The organism is Motiliproteus sp. SC1-56, assembly GCF_017309075.1.
Taxonomy (GTDB): domain Bacteria; phylum Pseudomonadota; class Gammaproteobacteria; order Pseudomonadales; family Balneatricaceae; genus Motiliproteus.
In genome coordinates this window covers 135,365-157,062 of record NZ_JAEMGS010000004.1, presented here as the reverse complement: position 1 = coordinate 157,062, position 21,698 = coordinate 135,365, and the positions used below count along the sequence as shown (strand labels likewise).

Genomic DNA, 21,698 nt, shown 5'->3' with positions numbered 1-21,698 from the left:
TGCCTGTGCGGGGCCGGGACGCCCCTGTAGAAAGACAACCATACAGACCTTCCGGTGCTCGCAGCAGGCTGAAAACCGAAAAAACGGGCCCCACGCCGGTCATTGGCCGGCAGAGCTCGCTGCGAAATCGTTCAGTATCTTAGGGGTTCGAATCGACCCCGGTCATGAAGGGGCCTAATGATGCCTGAAACCCGAACAAATTTGTACTACCGGTTAACTTTTAGCCGGCGGTGCAACCCCACATCCGCGCAGCAAGAAGGCGACCACTTGCTCGCTGATGGTGACAAAGTCCGTTTCGGTAAGTTCCTCCTGCTCCATCATCGCCAGCACCTGGGCCCGGTAGTCGGCATAGTGCTGGGTGGCGGCCCAGATCATGAATATTAGCTGGGTTGGATCCAGCGGGGCCATTTTGCCCTGCTCAATCCAGCGCTGAAACAGCTGCGTGCGCTGTGCCAGCCATTCGCGCTGGCGGTCAAAAAGCTCCTCGCGCAGCAACGGCGCGCCGCGCAGCACTTCCCCGGCGAAAATCTTGGACAGGGCCGGGCGCTCCCAGGAGAGGCGCAGCTTGGCGTTGATGTAGCCGGCCAGCACCTCTCCCGGCTCCTGCTGCGTTTCCGGCCCCGGCAGGTGGCAGTTCCACGCGTCCATGATGGAACGCAGCAGCTCCCGATACAGCGCCTCCTTGCTGGGAAAGTAGTAGTGCACCTGGGCCTTGGCCAGCCCCGCGCGCCGGGCGATGGCGCTGGTGCTGGTGCCCTTGAAGCCGTTGATGGCGAACTCCTGCTCGGCAGCGGCCAAGATGGCGGCACGCCGCTCGCGGCGAATGCGCCCCTCCCGGGGTGGAGCGTTCCTTGCCGCGGCCTGCTTTGACCCGGCTTGGCTCACAGGGACTCAAGGCCATCGCGGTCGCGAAAGCCGATCAGATAGAGGATGCCGTCGAGCCCCAGGGTGGAGATGGCGTGACGAGCGCTTTCGCGCACCACGGGCTTGGCGCGAAACGCGATGCCGAGCCCGGCGATGCTGAGCATGGGCAGGTCGTTGGCGCCATCGCCCACGGCGATGGTCTGCTCAAGACGCACCCCTTCGCGGGCCGCTATCTCGCGCAACAGTTCGGCCTTGCGCTTGCCGTCCACCACGGTGCCGGTCACCCGCCCCGTCACCTTGCCGTGCTCGATCTCCAGCTCGTTGGCGTAGACGTAATCGAAGCCCAGCTTGCTTTTGAGGTATTCGCCGAAGTAGTTGAAGCCGCCGGAGAGGATCGCGGTCTTGAACCCGAGCCCCTTGAGACTGGAGACGAGGGCTTCGGCCCCCTCGGTGAGCGGCAGGCGCTCGGCGATGCCCTCCAGTACCGACTCGTCCAGCCCCTTGAGCAACGCCACCCGGCGCTTAAAACTTTCGGTGAAGTCGATTTTGCCCTGCATCGCCTCTTCGGTAATGGCCGCCACCTCTTCGCCCACGCCGGCCTCCTTGGCCAGCTCGTCGATCACCTCCGCCTCGATCAGGGTTGAGTCCATGTCGAACACCACCAGGCGCCGGTTGCGGCGGAAGATGTCGTCCTTCTGAAAGGCGATATCCACATCCAGGTCACTGGCGGCCTTGAGGAACTCCGCGCGCAGCGATTCGCTGGGATTGCCCCGCACCGAGAACTCGACGCAGGCCTTGGTGCGGTGATCGACCTCGTCCAGGTGCACCCGCCCCGAGAGACGGCTGATGTTGTCGATGTTCAGGTCGTGGGCCGCAGCGATCCGGGTTACCTTGGCAATGTGGTCGGCACTGATGCGCCGCGCCAGCAAGGTAATGATGTGACGGGCCTTGCCCTGACCCTCCACCCAGCGCTGGTAGTCCACGGGGTCCACCGGCTCGTAGCGGGTGTTCATCCCCATCTCGTGCATGCGAAACAGCACGTCACTGAGCACGGGGGAGGACTCGGCCTCTGGCGGGATCTCGATCAGAATTCCCAGGGACAGGTTGTCGTGGATCACCGCCTGGCCAATATCCAGAATATTGACCTGGTAACGGGCCAGTATCTGGGTGATCGAAGAGGTTACCCCCGGCTTGTCATCACCGGCGATGGTGATCAGAATAATTTCCTTCACGCGCCCCACCTGCTAACTGTCGGAAATTCAAAAAAGGCCGCTATTCTAACCTCTAGGCTGGCGACGAGCACCCTCTATGACCGAATACCTCACGACCCTGACCACCTGGCTGGGGCAGAACCCGCAATGGCTGGCCGGCGCCATCGCCCTGGCCGCCTTTGTCGAGTCCCTGGCCCTGGTGGGGGTGGTGGTGCCCGGGGTGGCGATTCTATACGCCGCGGCCAGCCTCGCCGGGGGCAGCGAGGTGGGGCTGGGCACCTGCCTGCTGGCCGCCGTTGCCGGGGCCGCCGGGGGCGACGGCCTGAGTTTTCTGCTGGGACGCCACGCCCACGAACCGCTGCTACGACGCTGGCCCTTTCGCCAGCATCCCGGCTGGCTGGACCGCGGCGAGCGCTTTATCCGTCGCTACGGTATCCCCAGCGTGGTAATCGGCCGCTTTGTCGGCCCCATCCGGCCGGTGCTTCCCTTTGTCGCCGGCATGCTCAACATGCCACCCCACCGTTTTTTCTCTGCCAACCTGCTCTCCGCCCTGCTCTGGGCCCCGGTCTACATACTACCCGGCTACCTGCTGGGACGGCTGGCCGGCAGCGAACTCTCCGATCCCCGCAACGGCGGCATGCTCAACCTGGCGCTGCTGGCGGTGGTCGTCCTGGGGCTGGGGCTGATGTACGGGGTCCATCACTGGCTGCGCCCGAGCGGGCCGGGGGAAGCGCAACTGCGCAATCGACTGGGGCTGGATCTGCTGAAGAGCCCCCGCAGCGGCGAACAACCCATCGCCTCGGGGTTGCTGCTGGTGGTGAGTCTGACAGGGCTGGTGCTGCTGATCCTGACCCTGCGCCACAGCAGCCTGCTGACGCCACTGGACCACGCCTTTTACCTGGTGTTCCAGTCCCTGCGCAACGACGCGCTGTCCCCCTGGGTGCTGGGCTTTACCTTGGCGTTCAGCGGCTGGTGCCTGATCGGGATGACGCTGCTGGCGGCCGCTTTCTTCTGGTGGCGCGGCGATCGTCCGGCAGCACTGTGCCTGCTGCTGGGACAACTGGCGACCCTGGCCGTCGCCCTCGGCGCCCGCTGGCTGCTGGACATTCAGCCGCCGGAGCCCATTGCGGTAATACTGGACGATCTGGCCTTTCCCGGGGTTCAGGCCGCCGGCAGCACCTTTCTGATCGTCCTGCTGGCCACCTTCTACGCCCAGCAACGGCCCTACCACCAACGCTGGATCAGCTACGGACTGGCCGCCCTGCCCGTACTGGCTTTAGGGCTGGCACGCCTCTACCTGGGGTTGAACTGGATCAGCGGTGTGCTGGGGGGCATTCTGCTGGGGCTCTGCCTGGTGGCGCTGGCCCGCCTCGGCTACAGCCCCCTGGACAGGCCCAAACGCCGCTGGCGCAGCTCAACGGGCTGGCTGGCGGCGGGCCTTGCCCTGAGCTGGCTCGTCATCTGCCTGAGCCTGGAGCTGCCCCCGGCGCTGGCGAGCCTGCAGCAAGGCTGACTCAGTTACGACGGCGGGGCTTACGGGGACTCTTTTTGCCGGCGCCCTTTTTGTCGCCGCCCTGGCCGCCGCGCGCTTCCATAGACGGCTGACGCGGGCGCTTGGCGCCGTTTTTCTGACTCCCCCCCCGCCCCTTGCGGGTGCGTTTGGGGGCAGAGAGGTGGTCCACCATCTCGAAGTCGATCTTACGGTCATCCAGGTTGACCCGCACCACTTTGACCCGCAGCTCGTCGCCCAGGCGGTAGGTCACCCGGGTACGTTCCCCGGTCAGGCGCTGCTTGCCGGCGTCGAAGTGGTAGTAATCACCCTGCAGGGCGGTCACGTGGACCAGCCCCTCCACGTAGATATCCTTGAGCTCGACAAACAGGCCAAAGGGAGCGACGGCACTCACCACCCCCTCGAACTCGTCCCCGACGCAATCCTGCATGTACTCGCACTTGAGCCAGGCGATCACGTCCCAGGTTGCCTCGTCGGCGCGGCGCTCGGTCTGGGAGCAGTGCTCACCCAGCTCCACCATGGCCGCCATGTCGTAGGGGTAACTCTTCTTGGGATCGACGCTCTGGGCCCCCTTGATCCGGCGCACGGGGTCGCTGCCGCGCCCGGTGACTGACTTTACCGCCCGGCGCAGCAGCCCGCCGCTTTCGCCGCCGCGGATCACCGAGCGGATGGCGCGATGGACCAGCAGATCGGGGTAGCGACGGATGGGCGAGGTGAAGTGGGCGTAGGCGGAATAACCCAGGCCGAAGTGCCCCTCGTTCTCCGGCGTGTACTTGGCCTGGCTGAGCGAGCGCAGCATCATGGTCTGAATGATATGGGCGTCGGGGCGGTCCTGCACCGACTCCAGCAGCATCTGGTAATCCAGCGGCTGCGGGCTGTCGCCCCCGGCCAGGTTCAACCCCAGCTCGCCCAGGTAGTTGCGCAGGTTTTCCAGCTTCTGCTCCTTGGGTCCCTGGTGCACCCGGAACAGCCCCGGCACCTTCAGCTTTTCCAGGAAGCGGGCGGTCGCCACGTTGGCGCACAGCATGCACTCCTCGATCAGCTTGTGGGCGTCGTTGCGCACCACCGGCACGATCCGGTCGATCTTGCGGTCTTTGCCAAATTCAATCTTTGTTTCTGTGGTTTCAAAGTCGATGGCACCCCGTGCGTGACGGGCTTCCCGCAGCGCCTGGTAGAGCCGGTGCAGCTCCTGCAGGTGGGGCACCAGCTCGGGATACTGGCGGCTGATTTCCTGGCCCTTATCGGTGTCGGGCGCATCCAGCAGCGCCCCGACCTGAGTGTAGGTCAGCCGCGCGTGGGAGCGGATCACCGCCTCGTAAAACTGGTAACCGCTGAGCCGACCGCTGCTGCTGACCGTCATCTCGCAAACCAGGGTCAGGCGGTCGACATGGGGGTTGAGGGAGCAGAGGCCGTTGGAGAGAACCTCCGGCAACATGGGCACCACCTGGGCGGGGAAGTAGACCGAGTTGCCCCGCGCCCGCGCCTCCTCGTCCAGCGCGCTGCCGGGCGCCACGTAATGGGAGACATCGGCAATGGCGACGAACAGGCGCCAGCCGCCGCCCTTCTTGCGCTCGGCGTAGACGGCGTCGTCGAAGTCACGGGCATCCTCGCCATCGATGGTGACCAAGGGCGTCTCTCGCAGATCCACCCGGTGCTTTTTATCGGCCTCGCGTACCTCGGCCCCGTAAGCGGCCGCCTCCTGGGTCACCGCATCCGGCCACTGGCTGGGGATACCGTGGGCGCGGATCGCCACCTCGATCTCCATGCCCGGGGCCATGTGCGCGCCCAGGATCTCCACCACACGCCCCCGGGGCCCGCCGCGCTTACCCGGCTGTTTGGTGATCTCCACCAGCACGTACTCGCCGTCCTCCGCACCCTTGCAATCTTCCGGTGCGATCAGCACGTCCTGGCAGATGCGCCGGTTCTCCGGCACCAGGGTGTAGACCCCCTCATCATCGAAGAAGCGCCCCACCAGCTGCTGGGTGTTGCGCTCGATCACCTCCACCACGCTGCCTTCGCGCCGCCCGCGCTGGTCCAGCCCGCCGACCCGCACCAGCGCCTTGTCGCCGTCGAACAGCTTGCGCATCTGGCGGTTGTGCAGGTAGATATCGTCACTGCCGTCGTCGGGGGTCAGGAAACCGTAGCCGTCGCGATGACCCGTTACCCGCCCGGCGATCAGGTCCATCCGGTCCACCAGCCCGTAGCCGCCGCGGCGGGTGTGGATCAGCTGACCGTCGCGTTCCATGGCCCGCAGGCGCCGGCGCAGGGCTTCGATATCGGCTTCGCTGGTCATTCCCAGCTCGGCGCAGAGTTGGGGGTGGGTCATGGGCCGCTGCAGTTTTTTCAGCAGGGCAAGGATGGCCTCACGGCTGGGGATGGGGTTGTCGTACTTCTGGGCTTCCCGGTCTGCGTAGGGATCTTGAATCATGGAGGGGGCTTAACTCTCTGTTGGCTTGGTGGCGTTTTAGAAAAAGCTCCAAAAACGCTCAACGTGCATCGATTATCACGTAATTAAAGGTCAGGGTATCGCGTAAAGCGCGTCTTGACCAAAATAAAAACGCCAGCGCGAGGCTGGCGTTGTCCGGCATGACGCACTCAGGGACGCTCGTCGAGTTCGGCGTCCTCCTCCTTCTCCGGCGGCAGGAGGTCCTCACGGCATACGTTCATCGCCATCAGCACGTTGGCTGCCACATAGATAGAGGAGTAGGTTCCCACCAGCACTCCGATCATCAGCGCGGTGGCGAAACCGTGGATCATCTCGCCACCAAAGAAGAACAGCGCCAGCAGCACCAGCAAGGTGGTCAAGGAGGTCACCAAGGTCCGTCCCAGGGTCTGGCTCAGGGAGAGGTTGATGATCTCCTCCGACGACCCCTTGCGCACCTTGCGGAAGTTCTCGCGAATACGGTCCGAGACCACGATGGTGTCGTTGAGGGAGTAACCGATCACCGCCAGGATCGCCGCCAGCACGGTGAGGTCGAACTCGATCCGCAGCAGCGAGAAGATACCCAGCACGATCAGCACGTCGTGGGCCAGGGCCACCACCGCGCCCACCGAAAACTTGAACTGGAAACGGAAGGCCACGTAGAGCATTACCAGCCCCAGGGCCAGCAGCATGCCGAGTCCGCCCTGCTCGCGCAGCTCTTCCCCGACCTGGGCGCCGACGAACTCGGAGCGGCGCAGGCTCACCTCGGTGTCGGTGCCCTCGCGCAGGGTCGCCAGCACCTCGTCCCCCAGGGTCGGGGTGTGGTCCTGCTGCAGGCGCACCAGGATGTCGGTGGGCGAACCGAAGGTCTGCACCGTCACGTCCTGGTAGCCGGCCCCGCCCAGGGTTTCGCGCACCTGATCCAGGGGCACCTCCCGGGCGTACTCGACTTCGATCAGGGCACCGCCGGTGAAGTCCAGCCCGAAGCGCAGCTGGTTGATCGCCAGGGAGCCAATCGCCACCAGCACCAGGGCGATGGAGAAGGCCGCGGCGACTTTGCGCAGCCCCATGAAGTTGATCACTTTCTCGTTACTCATCGCTTACACCCCCCAACCGATTGACAGCTTCTTCACGGCACGGCCCCCGTAGACCAGGTTCACGATGGCCCGGGTCACCATGATGGCGGTGAACATGGAGGTGATGATGCCGATGGAGAGGGTCACGGCGAAGCCCTTCACGGGGCCTGTGCCCACGGCGAAGAGGATCACCGCCACCAGCAGGGTGGTGATGTTGGCGTCAAAGATGGTGGAGAAGGCCTGCTGGTAGCCGGAATTGATCGCCGACTGCGGCGGCAGCCCGTTCTTCAGCTCCTCTTTTATTCTCGAGAAGATCAGCACGTTGGCGTCCACCGCCATGCCCACCGTCAGCACGATACCGGCGATGCCGGGCAGGGTGAGGGTCGCCGAGAGCATCGACATCACCGCCACCAGCAGCGCCAGGTTGATGGTCAGGGCGATGTTGGCGATCAGGCCGAAAGCCTTGTAGAAGGCCAGCATGAAGAGCAGCACCAGGGCCAGGCCGATCTGTACCGAGGTTACCCCGGTGTCGATGTTCTGTTGCCCCAGGCTCGGGCCCACGGTGCGCTCCTCGACGAAGTAGATGGGCGCGGCCAGGGCGCCGGCGCGCAGCAACAGTGCCAGCTCCGAGGACTCCCCGGCGCCGTCCAGGCCGGTGATGCGGAACTGCGAGCCCAGCGCGGTCTGGATGGTGGCCAGGCTGATGATCTTCTTCTCCACGTAGGGGATGCGGATCTCTTTCTCTTCGCCGTCCACGGTCTCGTAGCGGGTGCGGGTCTTGTGCTCGATAAACAGCACCGCCATGCGCCGCTTGACGGCGTTACGGGTAACCCGGTTCATCATCTGCCCGCCCTTGGAGTCCAGAGTGATGGAGACCTGGGGCATGCCGTTCTCGTCGAAGTTGGCCTGGGCGTTGGAGACCGCGCTGCCGGTGATGATGATGTCCTTCTCCAGGTTGGCCGAGGGACGCCCCGCCTCACGGAACTCGTAGGCCTCGGTGCTGGTGCGCGGCGCATCGGGGCGGGCCTCGAGGCGGAACTCCAGGTTCGCCGTCTTGCCCAGGATCCGCTTGGCCGCCGCGGTGTCCTGCACCCCGGGCAGCTGGATCACGATGCGGTTACGCCCCTGGCGCTGCACCAGCGGCTCAGCCACCCCCAGCTCGTTGACCCGGTTGCGCACCGTGGTCAGGTTCTGCTTGATGGCGTAATCCTCGATTTCGCGGATTTTCGCCTCGGTCAGGTTGATATTAAGGAAGGCGCCTTCGTCGTTGTCTTCCTCGCTCACCACGAATTCGTTGTACTCGCGGCGCAGCAGCGCACGGGCCTCGTCCCGGTCGGCGGCATCGGCAAAGCGGATGTTGAGGCTGCCGTCGCGGTTATGGGTGACGTTGCGGTAACGCAGACGCTCGCTGCGCAGCAGGGTCTTGATCTCGCTGACATACACATCCAGGCGCTGCTTGACCGCTTCGTTCATGTCCACCTCCATCAGGAAGTGAACCCCGCCGCGCAGATCCAGGCCCAGTTTCATGGGGCCAGCGCCGATGTCGGTGAGCCACTGCGGGGTGGTGGGCGCCAGGTTCAGGGCGGTGACGTAATCGTCCCCCAGGGCGCGCTTGACCGCGGCCTGGGCCCGCAGCTGGGACTCGCTGTCATCGAGCCGCACCAGCGCGTTGGCATCGGTCAGTTCGGCGCCGAAGTAGGCGATGTTCTCTTTTTCCAGGGCCCGCTTGACCCGTTCCAGCACCCGCTGGTCGATGGGCGTGGAGGTGCTGGCGCCGGAGACCTGCACCGCGAAATCATCGGGGTAAAGGTTGGGGGCCGCGTAGATGGCGCCGACCGCCAGGATCAGCACGATCAGCAGATTTTTCCAGAGGGGGTACTTGTTGAGCATAACGATGCCCTTGTTCCTCAATTCAGTACTGCACAAAACAAAACGCCACTGACTTCAGGCAGTGGCGTTTGAGGTAGATCGCCGGTTGCGCGATCAGATCTCTTTGATGGTTCCCTTGGGCAGGGCCGCCGCGACGTGCATCTTCTGGAACTTGAGCTCGACGTTGTCGCTCACCGCCAGCACCACGTAGTCGTCGTCGACCTTGGTGACGCGGCCCAGCAGGCCACCGGACGTCACCACCTCATCACCCTTGGAGAGGCCGGCAACCAGGGCTTTATGCTCCTTGGCCCGCTTGCTCTGGGGGCGCCACATCATGAAGTAGAAAATCAGCGCGAAACCGACCAGGAACAGCAGACCCATGGGATCGCCGGCACCCCCGGCAGGGGCTTCCTGAGCGAAGGCGGGGGAGATAAAAAAGCTCATCGATGTCTCCTAAAAAGTCTTTGGCTTACAACCGTAACCGGTCTCAACCCAGCTCGGGCGTGACCTGGCCGCGCTTGCGGTAGAATTCGTCCACAAAGTCGCCCAATTTACCCTGTTCGATAGCGCTGCGCAATCCGGCCATCAGGTTTTGGTAGTAACGCAGGTTATGAACGGTGTTGAGCTGGGCGCCCAGCATTTCCCGGCACTTGTCCAGGTGGTGCAGGTAGGCGCGGCTGAAGTTCTGGCAGGTGTAGCAGTCGCACTCGGCATCCAGGGGGGCCGTGTCATGGCGGTGTGCTGCATTGCGGATCTTTACCACCCCGGTGGAGGTGAACAGGTGGCCGTTGCGGGCGTTGCGGGTCGGCATGACGCAGTCAAACATGTCGACGCCCCGCCGCACCCCTTCCACCAGGTCCTCCGGGCGCCCCACCCCCATCAGGTAACGGGGGCGGTCCTCGGGCAGTTGCGGGGTGGTGTGGTCGAGGATTTTCAGCATCTCCTCCTTGGGCTCGCCCACCGAGAGGCCGCCGATGGCGTAGCCGTCAAAGCCGATCTCGGTGAGTCCGGCCAGTGACTCTTCGCGCAGATGCTCGTACATCCCCCCTTGTACAATACCGAAGAGCGCGGAGGGGCTGTCGCCGTGAGCCCGCTTGGAGCGCTCGGCCCAGCGCAGGGAGAGACGCATGGAGTCCGCCGCCTGCTGCTCGGTGGCCGGGTACGGGGTGCACTCATCGAAGATCATCACGATATCCGAGCCCAGGTCACGCTGCACCTCCATCGAGCGCTCGGGGGTGAGCACCACCTTGGAGCCGTCCACCGGGGACTGGAACTTGACCCCCTCCTCGGTGATCTTGCGCATCTCGCCCAGGCTGAACACCTGAAAGCCCCCGGAGTCGGTGAGAATCGGCCCCTGCCACTGCACGAACTCGTGCAGGCTGCCATGGGCCTTGACCACCTCGGTGCCGGGCCGCAGCATCAGGTGAAAGGTGTTGCCCAGGATGATCTGGGCCCCGGTCTCGACGATGTCCCGGGGCAGCATCCCCTTGACCGTGCCGTAGGTGCCCACCGGCATGAAGGCAGGGGTTTCCACCTGGCCGCGGGGGAAGGTCAGGCGTCCCCGCCGGGCCTTGCCCTCGGTGGCCAGCAGTTCATAGGACATAAAACAGGTGCGACTCACGGGCTCAGCCCTCCTCGGGTTGCGTCTGACGGGTAATAAACATGGCGTCCCCGTAACTGTAAAAACGGTATTTCTGCGCCACCGCCTCGGCGTAGGCGGCGCGCACGTGTTCGGTGCCGGCAAAAGCGCTGACCAGCATCAGCAGGGTAGACTCGGGGAGGTGGAAGTTGGTGACCAGCACATCCACCGTTTTGAAGCGGTAGCCCGGGTAGATAAAGATATCGGTATCGCCGCTGTAGGGCTGGATGCGCCCCTCCCGGGAGGCCGTTTCCAGGCAGCGCACGCTGGTGGTGCCCACCGCCACCACCCGGCCGCCCCGGGCCCGGGTCGCCCGCACCCGTTCACAGACCGCCTCCGACACCTCGATGTACTCGCTGTGCATTTGGTGCTCGTGGACGGTTTCAACCTTCACCGGCTGAAAGGTGCCGGCCCCCACGTGCAGGGTCACGAAGGCCAGCTCCACCCCCTTGTCCCTAAGAGCGGCCAGCAGGGCTTCGTCAAAGTGCAGTCCGGCGGTGGGCGCTGCCACAGCCCCAGGGCGCTGGCCGTAGACCGTCTGGTAGCGTTCCCGGTCTGTCGCTTGCTCCTCGCGCTCCATATAGGGCGGCAGGGGCATGTGGCCCACCTCCTCCAGCCACTGCAGCAGGGGACGCTCCCCCTTGAAGCGGACCTGGAACAGGTTGCCCTCGCGGCCGGTCACCTCCGCCTCCAGCACCCCCTCAAGCAGCAGGGTGGCGCCGGGCTTGGGGGCGCGGCTGGCGCGAATATGGGCCAGGGCGTTGTGATCGTCCTGAATTCGCTCCACCAGCATCTCGATCTTACCCCCGGACGCCTTCTGGCCGAACAGGCGGGCCGGTATCACCCGGGTGTCGTTGAACACCGCCAGGTCGCCTGGGGCAAAAAGGTCGAGAATTTCGGCAAAACCGCGATGGGCGAGCGCCCCGCTGTTGCCGTCAAGGCACAGCAGACGGCTGCCGGTACGCTGCGCCGCAGGGAAGCGGGCGATCAGCTCTTCAGGAAGATCGAAATGAAAGTCTTTGACACGCATAGAAAAACAGCACTGAGTGGAAATCCGGGGACGGCATTTGCAGTAGCGGACGAGAGACCCCGCGCCGCATTGACCTGCTTAAAAAGGCGCTTATAATAGCACGCTCTTTCGCCGACCCGCGAAGGGCCAAGGGAATTTTAGCCCCCTAGCCCGGCGGACAGCGCGGCGCAAAGATCAGTGTCGGCGGTGTGGTGAAATTGGTAGACACGACGGATTCAAAATCCGTTGCCTTAACCGGCGTGGCGGTTCGAGTCCGCCCACCGCTACCACTTATTTAGCGAAGCGTTCTGTTTCGTTTTTTCCTTACTTGGCATGAATGATCCGCGGGTCAGCTACCACGCAGACAGCCGTTGCCGGGTGTTTCCCTGCTGGCACAGTCGCTTGCCGTTAATCGCCCTTGGCCGCAGGCGGCCCCTCCTAAGCGGATTCTGTGCGCAACCGCCACGAGGGCTATCGCAGGAGAGCTAACGAACGCCGATGGGCGTTCGCATTGCAGTGAAGCGAATCAGGCGGGTTTCGAACATCGACTCTCGAGCGGCACCAAGTGCCGCTCGAGAAACCGGAACAGGGCGTAAACCCCGTCAGCCGTAACGGTAGGGGCGCCCCGCTTTCTCCATGGTGGCGTTATATTCCTTGAGAATCTTCACCACCTTGGCATTGCGCGGACTTTCCTTGGCCACTTCATCCCAGAACTTGAGCGCCTCGGCTTCGACCTGAGCCCACTCGCTGTCGGGGATTGAGGTCAGCTTGAGCTTGGTGCCGGCGGTACGCAACTTCGCCTCGCCACCCCAGTACCAGTGCTGGCGATAGTAGTGGGAGCTGTCCATGCACACCCGGAACAGGGTCTTGAGGTGTTCGGGCAGCTCTTCCCAACGCTCGGAGTTGGCGAAGAAGGAACCGCACCAGGCGCCGGAGATGTTGTTGGTCAGGAAGTACTGGGTCACGTCAGCCCAGCCCACCGTGTAGTCCTCGGTGATGCCGGACCAGGCGATGCCGTCCAGCTCGCCGGTCTGCAGGGCGACTTCCACATCCTCCCACGGCAGGGTAACCGGCACGACCCCGAACCGGGACAGGAAGCGACCGGCCGTGGGGAAGGTAAACACCCGCTTGCCCTTAAGGTCAGCCAGGCTGGTGATGGGCTCCTTGGTGGCAAAATGGCACGGATCCCAGGAGCCTGCGCTCAGCCACTTGACGCCCTTAACCTCATCGTAAGCTTCTTCCCAGATCTCGTTCAGCCCGTACTGGTTGAACAGGACCGGCACATCCAGGCTGTATCGCGTCGCGAAGGGGAAATAACCGCCAAATACCGAGATATCGACGGGCGCGGCAATCGAGTCGTCATCTGATTGAACGGCATCGATGGTTCCACGCTGCATGGCGCGAAACAGCTCCCCGGTCGGGACGAGCTGATCGGCATAAAAGAGCTCGATCTCCATCTCTCCGTTGGCCGCCTTGTTAAAGGCGTCAATCGCGGGTTTGATGACGTGCTCTCCCAGTGCAGGCCCTGCATAGGTCTGCAACCGCCACTTGATGGTCGACTTTGCGTGAACAGCAGGCGCTCCCAAAACAGCAGTTCCCGCCGCAACACCGGCTGCCGCGCCGGCCTTTTTCAAAAAATCACGTCTATTCGTCATGGTTGTTATCTCCGTAACAGTTTCCTCTAACCAGCGAAACCGGATGTGTTTGAAGTTGAAATCCCTACTGCACTCGTTTTCATCCCCCGTCTGAACGTAAATGTGTTTGAAAATGCGTTGTTACCTGGCCCTGAGAGCGGTTAACGCCTCCCATCAACCGTAGAAATACCCGGGCAGCCACAGCGCCAGCTGCGGATAGGCCATTACCAATGTCAGAGCCAGAATCATGATCAGCACGAACGGGATGACCGAGCGATAGATGTCGATCAGGGTCACTTCGGGCGGCGCCATCGCCCGCATCAGGAACAGGTTGTATCCGAACGGGGGCGTCATATAGGCGACCTGGCAGGTAATGGTGTAAAGCACGCCGTACCAGACCAGATCAAAGCCGAGGGATCCGACCAGCGGTATGAACAGGGGCGCCACAATGACCAGCATCGCCGTATCGTCCAGAAAGGTTCCCATGAGCAGGTACGACAGCTGCATCAGGATCAGGATCTGCCAGGGCGTCAGCCCGAGCCGCTCGACAAACAGACTTTCGATCGCTTTGACGGCGCCAAGCCCGTCAAAGACGGCGCCAAAACAGAGCGCCGCGAGGATAATCCACATAAACATGCAAGAGATCCCCAGCGTCTTGCGCAGCGTCTGTTCCAGCACGGCTCGGGTCAGGCGCCGTTTCACCAGGGCCGCCAGGGTCGCAGCGGCAGCGCCCACCGCGGAGCTCTCAACCAAGCTGGTGACCCCCATCAGGAACAGTCCGGTCATGGAGAAGAAGATAAACAGCGGGACAATGCCAGCCTTGAGTAGCTTGAGCTTTTCTCGAAGAGGCATGTCGCGCTCTTCCGCGGGCAGGGAGGGCCCTAGATTGGGCTGGAGCCGGCAGCGAACAGCAATGTAAATGACAAACAGGGCGGCCATCAGCAGGCCCGGGATCACCCCGGCCATCCACAGCTGACCGACCGGCTGGCGGGCAATCATGCCGTAGAGCACCAGCACCACGCTGGGAGGCACCAGTATTCCCAGGGAGCTGCCGGCCTGAATCACGCCGGTCACCATGATCTTGTCATACCCTCGCCGCAACAGCTCAGGCAGGGCGATACTGGCACCGATGGCCATCCCCGCGACGCTGAGTCCGTTCATCGCCGACACCACCACCATCAAGGCGATCGTGCCGATCGCCAAGCCACCGTTCAGTGGCCCCATCCAGACATGGAACATGCCATACAGGTCGTCGGCCAGCCCCGACTCGGACAGCATGTAACCCATGTAGATGAAAACTGGCAGGGTCAGCAGCGGATACCACTTCATCAGTTTCATGGCCGCACTGAAACCGATCTCAGAGCCCCCTTCACCCCAGAGCAGTAGCGACGCCGTGACCGCGATGAAACCGATCGCGGCAAACACCCGCTGCCCGGTCAGCAGCATCAGCATCATCGATGAGAACATCAACAATGCAATCAGTTCGTAACTCATAGTTCTTCTCCGCGCAGCCGGGCAACGTCTTTAAATAACTCCGATATAGCTTGAAGGAGCATCATTAAAATACCGACACACATCACTATCTTTATGGGCGCCATATAGGGCCGCCACGAGGAGTAACTACGCTCTCCATATTCCAGCGCATATTCAGTGCTTGAATAACCGCCGTACAGCATTACGGACAGATAAAAAATCAGAAATAAGATGGTAATGACATCCATGGACAGCTTGTTCTTCTTTCTCCAGGACCCGTACAAGAGGTCCATGCGCACATGGGAGCCAAGCTGAAGAGAGTAGGCGCCGCCCAACATGTAATAACCGACCATAAAAAACTGGGCCATTTCCAACGTCCACAAGGACGGCAGGAAAAACGTCTTGGTAATCGACGAATATAGCAAGATGCCCATCAGCGCAAATATCATGTACATCATAATTCGCCCGATCCGTCTATTAATTGCATCAACATAATGCACATAGACTTTTATTACATTGGGCATGAAGCCTCCCGTTTTTTATCTCTTTCAGCCCAACCGATTAAACCCTTGCCTCGCCTGCCCAAGGAGGCATGCGCCAAAAGAGCAAGGACGTCTCTCATTGGGTACAACAAAAACGGGGACGCGCGAACTCCCCTAATGATTGCGCCAACCGGCAGGGCCTAATCACCGGTATGACCCTCTGCAAAGAAATTGATGATCCACTGCATCGTCAAGCGGTCGTCGACCTCAGCCGACAACGACGCCTTGCCCTCGCGAATCCGCTCGGCCGGGATGCGGTCCTTACGGTAATCCATCAACGCGCTGGAGTACGCCTTGCTGAATTCCGGGTGTCCCTGGATGGTCATCAGGTGGCGGTTGTACTGCACCATGTAGTAGGGGCAGAAGGCGCTGCTGGCCAACACCTCCGCCCCCTCGGGCAGGACTTCAATCTGATCCTGATGACTGACCACCAGGTCCAGTCCGGGCTGGAAGGGTTTCATCCAGGGTTTCTCAATATTGATGCGCGTAAAGGAAACGCCGACCCCCCACCCGCGCGCCGAGCGGCCGACCTCGCCGCCCAGCGCCTTGGCGAGCAGCTGGTGCCCGAAGCAGATGCCGACATACTTCTTTTCGGCCTGCGCCAGCTCCGCGACAAAACGCTGCAGTTGATCAATCCAGGGCGCCCCATCGTTGATGCCGTGACGGCTGCCCGTGGTGATGTAACCATCACACTCATCCACGGACCGGGGCAGTAGCCCGTCGATGACCCGATAGGTGACGAACTGCCAGCCCGGCGCAAACTCTCCCAGCATCTGTTCGAACATCGCCGGGTAGTTGCCAAATTCAGGCTGCAGCGCCTCCAACACGTCATCGCATTGCAGAATACCGATCTTCATCAGATCCCCCCCTCAAACCCTTCCGTTAACGGCATCGCAGAAGATCGCGCTATAGCGCTCGGCATCAAACGGGATCGGGTTTCCACCGGCCGAGGGATCGGCCACGGCCATACGGCCAACACGCTCGGCGCCGCTGTCACCGATGCCGATATCGGTCAGGGTATGGGGGATCTCGAGTTGACCGCGCAGCGCCAGCACCCACTCCAGGAAGCCATCGAAGGAGGCCTGTTTCAGCCCGAGGTAACGCGACAGCCTGACGATGCGGGCCTCAATGGCCTCGCGATTGGCCTTGAGCACATAGGGCATCAGGATCGCGTTGAGCAGCCCATGGTGAGCGTTAAACAGCGCCCCCAGCGGATGGGCCAGGGCATGCATCCCCCCCAGCCCTTTCTGAAACGCGGTGGCGCCCATGCTGGAAGCGACCAGCATCTGGGTGCGCGCTTCCAGGTCGTCACCGTTGGCCACCGCCCGCGGCAGATATTCCTTAACCAACCGGATCCCCTCGACGGCGATCCCTTCAGCCATGGGGTGATAGGAGGGTGCACACAACGCCTCGAGGTTGTGCGACAGCGCATCCATCCCCGTCGCGGCGGTGATATGGGGGGGAAGGCCGCAGGTCAGTTCAGGGTCGAGGATCACCACCGAGGGCAGCATTTTCGGGTGAAAGATAATCCGCTTGACGTGGTTGGGCGCATCGGTGATCACCGAGGCCCTGCCCACCTCCGAGCCCGTGCCCGCGGTGGTGGGCACGGCAATGATCGGCGCCATGCCCGCCTCGTTAACGCGGGTCCAGTTATCGCCAACGTCCTCGAAGTCCCACAGGGGCCGCTCCTGCCCCACCATCAGCGCCACGGCCTTGCCCGCATCCAGGGCCGAACCACCCCCAAAGGCGATGATGCCGTCGTGCCGGCCGTCACGGTAGGCGCTGACACCTGCCGTCACATTCTCACCGGTCGGATTACCCTGTATGCCGAAGAACAGGCCGCAGTCGAGCCCCGCCCCTCGACAGGCATTGACCGCGTCTTCGACCATCGGCAGTGTCGCCAGCCCCGGATCGGTCACCAGCAAGGGCGCCTTGATGGCCAGCTGAGCGCAGAGGGCGGGCAACTCATCAATGCGCCCTGCGCCGGCACGGATGCTGTTGGGATAGTTCCAATTAGCAGTCAACTGGGTCATGGCACGCCTCTTAGCATTCTAATTTGATGTGGAAAGACTTGGGCCGGGTCAGTGACTCGTACCCCAGCCGGGAAAGGGTGCAGCCGCGTCCCGAGTTTTTGATGCCGGTCCATGCCAGCGCGGGATCGAGATAATCACAACGGTTAACGAACAGGGTGCCGGTCTCGACCCGCTGCCCCAGCGCCTCGCCGGCCTTCACATCGCGGGTGAAGATGGCGGCGGTCAGCCCGAACGCGCTGTCGTTCATGAGCGCGATCGCCTCCTCATCGTCCCGCACCTTCTGGATGCCGACGACGGGGCCGAAGGACTCCTCGGTCATGACCCGCATGCGGTGGTCCACGTCGGTAAGTACCTGGGGAGCCAGGTAAGGGGTGCCTGCCGAATCCGCGGGGAAATCGGCCGGGTCGATGTGCGTCTTGGCGCCTTGTGCCACGGCGTCACGAACCTGCTCGCGGACAAAGTCCGCGGCGGATGCGCGCACGACCGGGCCGAGGGTTGTTGCCGGGTCATCCGAGCGACCGAGCCGGTACTGCTTAACCAGCGCAACGGCCTTCTCGACAAAGGCATCGTAAATGGCCTCTTGCACGTAGATGCGTTCAATCCCGCAACAGGACTGGCCCGAGTTGAAAAAAGCGCCGTCAATGGTGGCCTCCACCGCGTGATCCAGGTCGGCGTCGGCACGGACATAGGCGGGGTCCTTCCCTCCCAGCTCGAGGCCGACACCGATAAACCGGCCGGCGGCGGCACGCTCGACCATCGCGCCCCCGGGAACCGAACCCGTGAAGGCGACGTAATCGATCGCATCCGATCCGATCAGCGCTTCGGTATCGGCATGACTCAGGTGCAGATACTGGAACACGCCTTCCGGCAGCCCCGCCGCCGCAAACGCCTCGGCCATGCGCTCGGCGCACAGGGGCGTCTGGGCCGAGTGCTTGAGCAGCACCGCGTTGCCAGCCAGGATGGCCGGCATCACCGCGTTGACGGCGGTCAGGTAGGGATAATTCCAGGGTGCGATCACCAGCACCACGCCCAGCGGTTCGCGGCGTATGTAGCGGGTAAACCCTTCTTTCTCGGGCACCCGCACCGGCGCCAGGGCGTCCTCGGCAACATCGATCATGTAACGGGCCCGCTCTTCGAACCCGCCGACCTCGCCGGCGGCGTAACGGATCGGGCGCCCCATTTGCCAGCACAGCTCTTCGGCGATCGCCTCTTTGCTGGCCACGAAGGCGTCGACCGCCTTGCGGCAGATCTCCTGGCGCTCACCAAGCGGCACCTGCCTCCACGCCGCCTGAACCTGCACGGCCCGCGCACAGGCCGCATCTATTTCGGCTTGACTGGCCAGCGCCCGCTCCACATAAAGAGCGCCATCGATGGGTGAAAAGGTCTGTTGTATCGACGTCATGATCTGGTCTCTGTCCGATGCGGCCCCGGGCCGATTAGATGATTTCGAAATAGCGCTGCAGCTCCCAATCCGTGATGTGCTTGCGGAATTCGCGCGCCTCCCAGTCCCGTGTCGCCGCGTAGTGATCGACAAAGGCACTGCCGAACAGCGCCCGTGCCGCCTCAGAGCGCCGCAACATCGCGGCGGCATCAGAAAGCGTCTGGGGCAGGGCCAGGTGTTGGGGGTGCTGTTGCTCGTAGGCGTTACCGGCGACCATCTCTTCGGGCTCGAGCGCCTGCTCGATGCCGTAAAGACCTGAACCGAGCGCCGCGGCCAATGCGATGTAGGGGTTGGCGTCGGCGGAGCCGAGCCGGTATTCGACCCGCTGCGACTTGTCTGAGCCGGGAATCACCCGCAACGCGGTGGTGCGGTTCTCACAGCCCCAGGTCGCGTCGGTCGGGGCCCAGAAACCGGGAATCAGTCGCGAGTAGGCGTTGACGGTCTGCGCCATCATCACCAAAAGTTCCGGCATCAGTTTCTGCTGCCCGGCGACGAAGTGACGCTGCAGCTTGCTCATGTTCATGGCCTGGTCCGGGTCGTAAAACGCAGAACGCCCCGTGTCCTTGTGCCGCAACGACATATGGATGTGGCCCGACTGCCCCGGGTAGTCGTTGGACCACTTGGCCATGAAGGTCGCCATCATCTCTTTGCGCTGCGCCCAGACCTTGGTGAAGGTCTTGAACAGGGCCGCCTTGTCAGCCGCCTCGCCCGCGCTGTCAACGGCCAGCGCCGCCTCCAGCACACCGGGGCCGGTCTCCGTGTGCAACCCCTCGATCGGGAAGTCCATCTTCTCGCACAGCGCCATCAGCTCCAGATAGAGCTCGGAATGGACGGAGTTGCGCAGCATCGAGTAACCGAAAAAGCCGGGGGTAATGGGCTCGAGGTTGCGATAATTTTTGGCGCGCGCCGAGTGGGGCGTTTCGTTGAACAGAAAAAACTCATATTCAAAGGCCGCAGAGGCGTCGAAGCCCATCGCATCGGCCTTATCCAGCACCCGGTGCAGGACATTGCGCGGGCAGATGGCCGCAGCGTCCCCTTCGAAGTCACAGAGAAACAGCAACATTCCCGGCTCAAAGGGTATCTCCCGGCAGCTCTCCGGCAGGACACGCACCGGCGCATCGGGATAGCCCGTATGCCAACCGGTAAAGCTGACCCCTACGTTCTCATAGAGCTGATCACAGGAGTCCCAGCCGAGCACCACATCGCAGAACGCGAAGCCGCCCTCCAGAGAGGAGAAGAACTTCTCGCGGCTCATGTACTTGCCTCGCATGACGCCGTCGTTGTCAAACAGGCCCACTTTGACGTGAGTCAGGTTGCGCTCCTCGACGATGCGCCGTGCATCTTCAGCGGTCTTTACATCTCTGGGGTTCATCATGGTTGCCTATCCGCTGTGGTTATTTTTGTAATCCGTTTACCGACGCAAACGCCGAAGAGGGTGGCGGTTGCGGGCCGATATTCGCAGGCCGTCACTCGCGGGCCGCCAGTCCCGGTGACTGTCACCGCGGTTGCGAGGCGGAGTTACAGCCGCTGCCCGTGCGGGGCAATAGGAAAGGGGAGGTGTGTCAAAAAGGTAAGGGATGTCAACAATGGAAGGTATGTCCGCACGCGCGACCGGGTTTGAAGCGTTGGTGATGGCGAACTGTTCGGACACTTCCAGACTCTCCTGGCGATTGTTTTCCGACCATCCCCTGCACGTACCACGGTTGCAGGGCTGTTTGGGTCAGAGCCTCACCGTCCGGCTCTGATGCCGCCTTGAAGCTATAGCCGCTCGCAACTTGCCCTTCAAACACAATTAGTTAGAATGATTTATCACTATAAGAAAAACTAATACTGATGAATGCATGCGCTCAAGAGGTAGCCCCGGGACAGGTGCATTCGCCCTGCCACCCCGCGACCGGCCAGGACGACACAGCCCCCCGGCAGCGAAGCATCAACCGATAACCAGGAGCGCCCATGGCGACACGATTTGGATTTGATCTTCGGGCGCTGGAGCTGTTTGCCCAGGTGGCCAAAAGCGGCAACATGAGCCTGGCGGCGCAGCAACTGGGGATGACCCAGAGCTCGATCTCACAGTCGCTGGCCAACCTGGAGGAAGCGCTGCAGACCACCCTGTTCGACCGTTCCGTACGCCCCATGAAGCTGACGACCGCCGGGCGTTTTCTCCAGGACCGCAGTTCACAGCTGCTGAGCGAAGCACAAAAAACCAGCCTGGCCATCAAGCAGGCGGATTTCACGCGGCTACGGCATATCAAGATCGCGGTGGTTGATTCGATCGCAACGGCGGTTGGCCGATCGCTGGTCAACGCCCTGAAGAACCGGGCCCAGGACTGGTCGATCAGTACCGGTCTTTCGCACCTGCACGGCCACGCGCTGCTGGCACGCAATGTCGACATCATCATCTCTGACGATGCCCTAGAGGACTATCCGGACCTGACGCGCTACCACATCCTGCGCGAACCCTTTGTGCTGGCCCTGCCCAACGATTACAGCCAGCCGGTGGACAGCCTGGCGACCCTGACCAGCCAACTGGACTTTATTCGCTATTCGAGCCACTCGCTTATCGGGAGCAGCATCGAGCGACACCTGCGCCGCGCCCATACCGAGCCGCCGGAGCGGCTGCAACTGGACAACACCTCAGCCATCGTCGCCTCGGTTTCGGCAGGCCTGGGCTGGACCATCACCACGCCGCTGTGCGTCTTTCAAAGCGGCATCAAGCTGCAAAACATACAGCTTCGGCGGCTGCCGACGGAGCCGCTGTTCCGCTCCCTGACCCTCACCGCGCGCAGCGGCGAGCTGGGCGACCTGCCACAGAAAATTGCCGAGGACAGCGTTTCGATTCTTGGCCGACACTTTCTACCGGCACTGACCGAAGAGCAGCCCTGGCTGGAGGATCAACTGACACTGGGCGACTAGGCAGGGACTCAGAACGCCGGGATTTCACACCCAGAGGAGCAAGGGCTCCGGTCCCTCGGCAT

General features: G+C 62.8%; 17 protein-coding genes and 1 tRNA gene. 3 read left to right on the top strand and 15 right to left on the bottom strand.

All coding sequences use genetic code 11. The annotated features are described in order from the left end of the window. Nucleotides 1–213 precede the first annotated feature (213 nt). Both JGZ97_RS05775 and serB read right to left on the bottom strand, forming a co-directional pair. Nucleotides 214–885, bottom strand: coding sequence for a TetR/AcrR family transcriptional regulator (locus JGZ97_RS05775; protein ID WP_207061661.1), 672 nt, complete (start codon nt 883–885; stop codon nt 214–216). After that, on the bottom strand, nt 882–2,096 hold the full coding sequence (gene serB, locus JGZ97_RS05770; RefSeq protein WP_370584015.1) for a phosphoserine phosphatase SerB: 1,215 nt from the start codon (nt 2,094–2,096) through the stop codon (nt 882–884). The genes JGZ97_RS05775 and serB overlap by 4 nt, the downstream gene beginning before the upstream one ends. 76 nt (nt 2,097–2,172) lie before the next feature. Here serB and JGZ97_RS05765 point away from each other — a divergent pair, with 76 nt between their 5' ends. Beyond that, nucleotides 2,173–3,588 (top strand): VTT domain-containing protein, encoded by a 1,416-nt coding sequence (locus tag JGZ97_RS05765; protein ID WP_207061659.1) that lies wholly within the window; start codon nt 2,173–2,175, stop codon nt 3,586–3,588. A gap of 1 nt (nt 3,589) precedes the next feature. On the opposite strand, the gene rnr is transcribed toward JGZ97_RS05765, so the two are convergent. The 6 genes from rnr to queA all read right to left on the bottom strand — a co-directional run bounded on the left by rnr (nt 3,590) and on the right by queA (nt 11,621). Then, the gene (gene rnr, locus JGZ97_RS05760) at nt 3,590–6,013 is read right to left on the bottom strand and encodes a ribonuclease R (protein WP_207061658.1); all 2,424 of its coding nucleotides are present in this window, start codon (nt 6,011–6,013) and stop codon (nt 3,590–3,592) included. A gap of 167 nt (nt 6,014–6,180) precedes the next feature. After that, entirely contained in the window at nt 6,181–7,104 is a 924-nt protein-coding gene (gene secF / locus JGZ97_RS05755) for a protein translocase subunit SecF (RefSeq protein ID WP_207061657.1), read from the bottom strand. Between the two features lie 3 nt (nt 7,105–7,107). Beyond that, nucleotides 7,108–8,973 (bottom strand): protein translocase subunit SecD, encoded by a 1,866-nt coding sequence (gene secD / locus JGZ97_RS05750; protein ID WP_207061656.1) that lies wholly within the window; start codon nt 8,971–8,973, stop codon nt 7,108–7,110. Nucleotides 8,974–9,066: 93 nt separating this feature from the next. Then, nucleotides 9,067–9,396 (bottom strand): preprotein translocase subunit YajC, encoded by a 330-nt coding sequence (yajC, locus tag JGZ97_RS05745; RefSeq protein ID WP_207061655.1) that lies wholly within the window; start codon nt 9,394–9,396, stop codon nt 9,067–9,069. Nucleotides 9,397–9,439: 43 nt separating this feature from the next. Beyond that, nucleotides 9,440–10,555: a tRNA guanosine(34) transglycosylase Tgt gene (gene tgt / locus JGZ97_RS05740; RefSeq protein ID WP_207061813.1), complete on the bottom strand. Its 1,116-nt coding sequence runs from the start codon at nt 10,553–10,555 to the stop codon at nt 9,440–9,442. Nucleotides 10,556–10,577: 22 nt separating this feature from the next. Next, nucleotides 10,578–11,621 (bottom strand): tRNA preQ1(34) S-adenosylmethionine ribosyltransferase-isomerase QueA, encoded by a 1,044-nt coding sequence (gene queA, locus JGZ97_RS05735; protein ID WP_207061654.1) that lies wholly within the window; start codon nt 11,619–11,621, stop codon nt 10,578–10,580. Nucleotides 11,622–11,803: 182 nt separating this feature from the next. Between queA and JGZ97_RS05730 the strand changes: the two genes are divergently transcribed. Further along, nucleotides 11,804–11,890, top strand: a tRNA-Leu gene (locus tag JGZ97_RS05730). 312 nt (nt 11,891–12,202) lie between these two features. Here the strand turns inward: JGZ97_RS05730 and JGZ97_RS05725 are convergent. The 7 genes from JGZ97_RS05725 to JGZ97_RS05695 all read right to left on the bottom strand — a co-directional run bounded on the left by JGZ97_RS05725 (nt 12,203) and on the right by JGZ97_RS05695 (nt 20,098). Beyond that, the gene (locus JGZ97_RS05725; RefSeq protein WP_207061653.1) at nt 12,203–13,255 is read right to left on the bottom strand and encodes a TRAP transporter substrate-binding protein; all 1,053 of its coding nucleotides are present in this window, start codon (nt 13,253–13,255) and stop codon (nt 12,203–12,205) included. 153 nt (nt 13,256–13,408) lie between these two features. Continuing rightward, the gene (locus JGZ97_RS05720; RefSeq protein ID WP_207061652.1) at nt 13,409–14,728 is read right to left on the bottom strand and encodes a TRAP transporter large permease subunit; all 1,320 of its coding nucleotides are present in this window, start codon (nt 14,726–14,728) and stop codon (nt 13,409–13,411) included. Next, nucleotides 14,725–15,231, bottom strand: a complete 507-nt coding sequence (locus tag JGZ97_RS05715; protein ID WP_207061651.1) for a TRAP transporter small permease subunit — start codon at nt 15,229–15,231, stop codon at nt 14,725–14,727. Before JGZ97_RS05715 ends, JGZ97_RS05720 begins: the two co-directional genes overlap by 4 nt. A 158-nt stretch (nt 15,232–15,389) precedes the next feature. After that, a complete protein-coding gene (locus JGZ97_RS05710; protein WP_207061650.1) occupies nt 15,390–16,106 on the bottom strand; it encodes a GMP synthase in 717 nt (238 codons plus the stop codon). 12 nt (nt 16,107–16,118) lie between these two features. Beyond that, nucleotides 16,119–17,282 carry an iron-containing alcohol dehydrogenase gene (locus JGZ97_RS05705; RefSeq protein ID WP_207061649.1) on the bottom strand — a complete coding sequence of 388 codons (1,164 nt, stop codon included), beginning with the start codon at nt 17,280–17,282 and terminating at the stop codon, nt 16,119–16,121. A 10-nt stretch (nt 17,283–17,292) separates the two neighbouring features. Then, nucleotides 17,293–18,684: an aldehyde dehydrogenase family protein gene (locus JGZ97_RS05700; RefSeq protein ID WP_207061648.1), complete on the bottom strand. Its 1,392-nt coding sequence runs from the start codon at nt 18,682–18,684 to the stop codon at nt 17,293–17,295. A gap of 34 nt (nt 18,685–18,718) precedes the next feature. After that, nucleotides 18,719–20,098, bottom strand: coding sequence for a glutamine synthetase family protein (locus tag JGZ97_RS05695; protein ID WP_207061647.1), 1,380 nt, complete (start codon nt 20,096–20,098; stop codon nt 18,719–18,721). A 578-nt stretch (nt 20,099–20,676) separates the two neighbouring features. Here JGZ97_RS05695 and JGZ97_RS05690 point away from each other — a divergent pair. Then, nucleotides 20,677–21,636, top strand: a complete 960-nt coding sequence (locus tag JGZ97_RS05690) for a LysR family transcriptional regulator (RefSeq protein ID WP_207061646.1) — start codon at nt 20,677–20,679, stop codon at nt 21,634–21,636. The last annotated feature ends 62 nt before the right edge of the window (nt 21,637–21,698 follow it).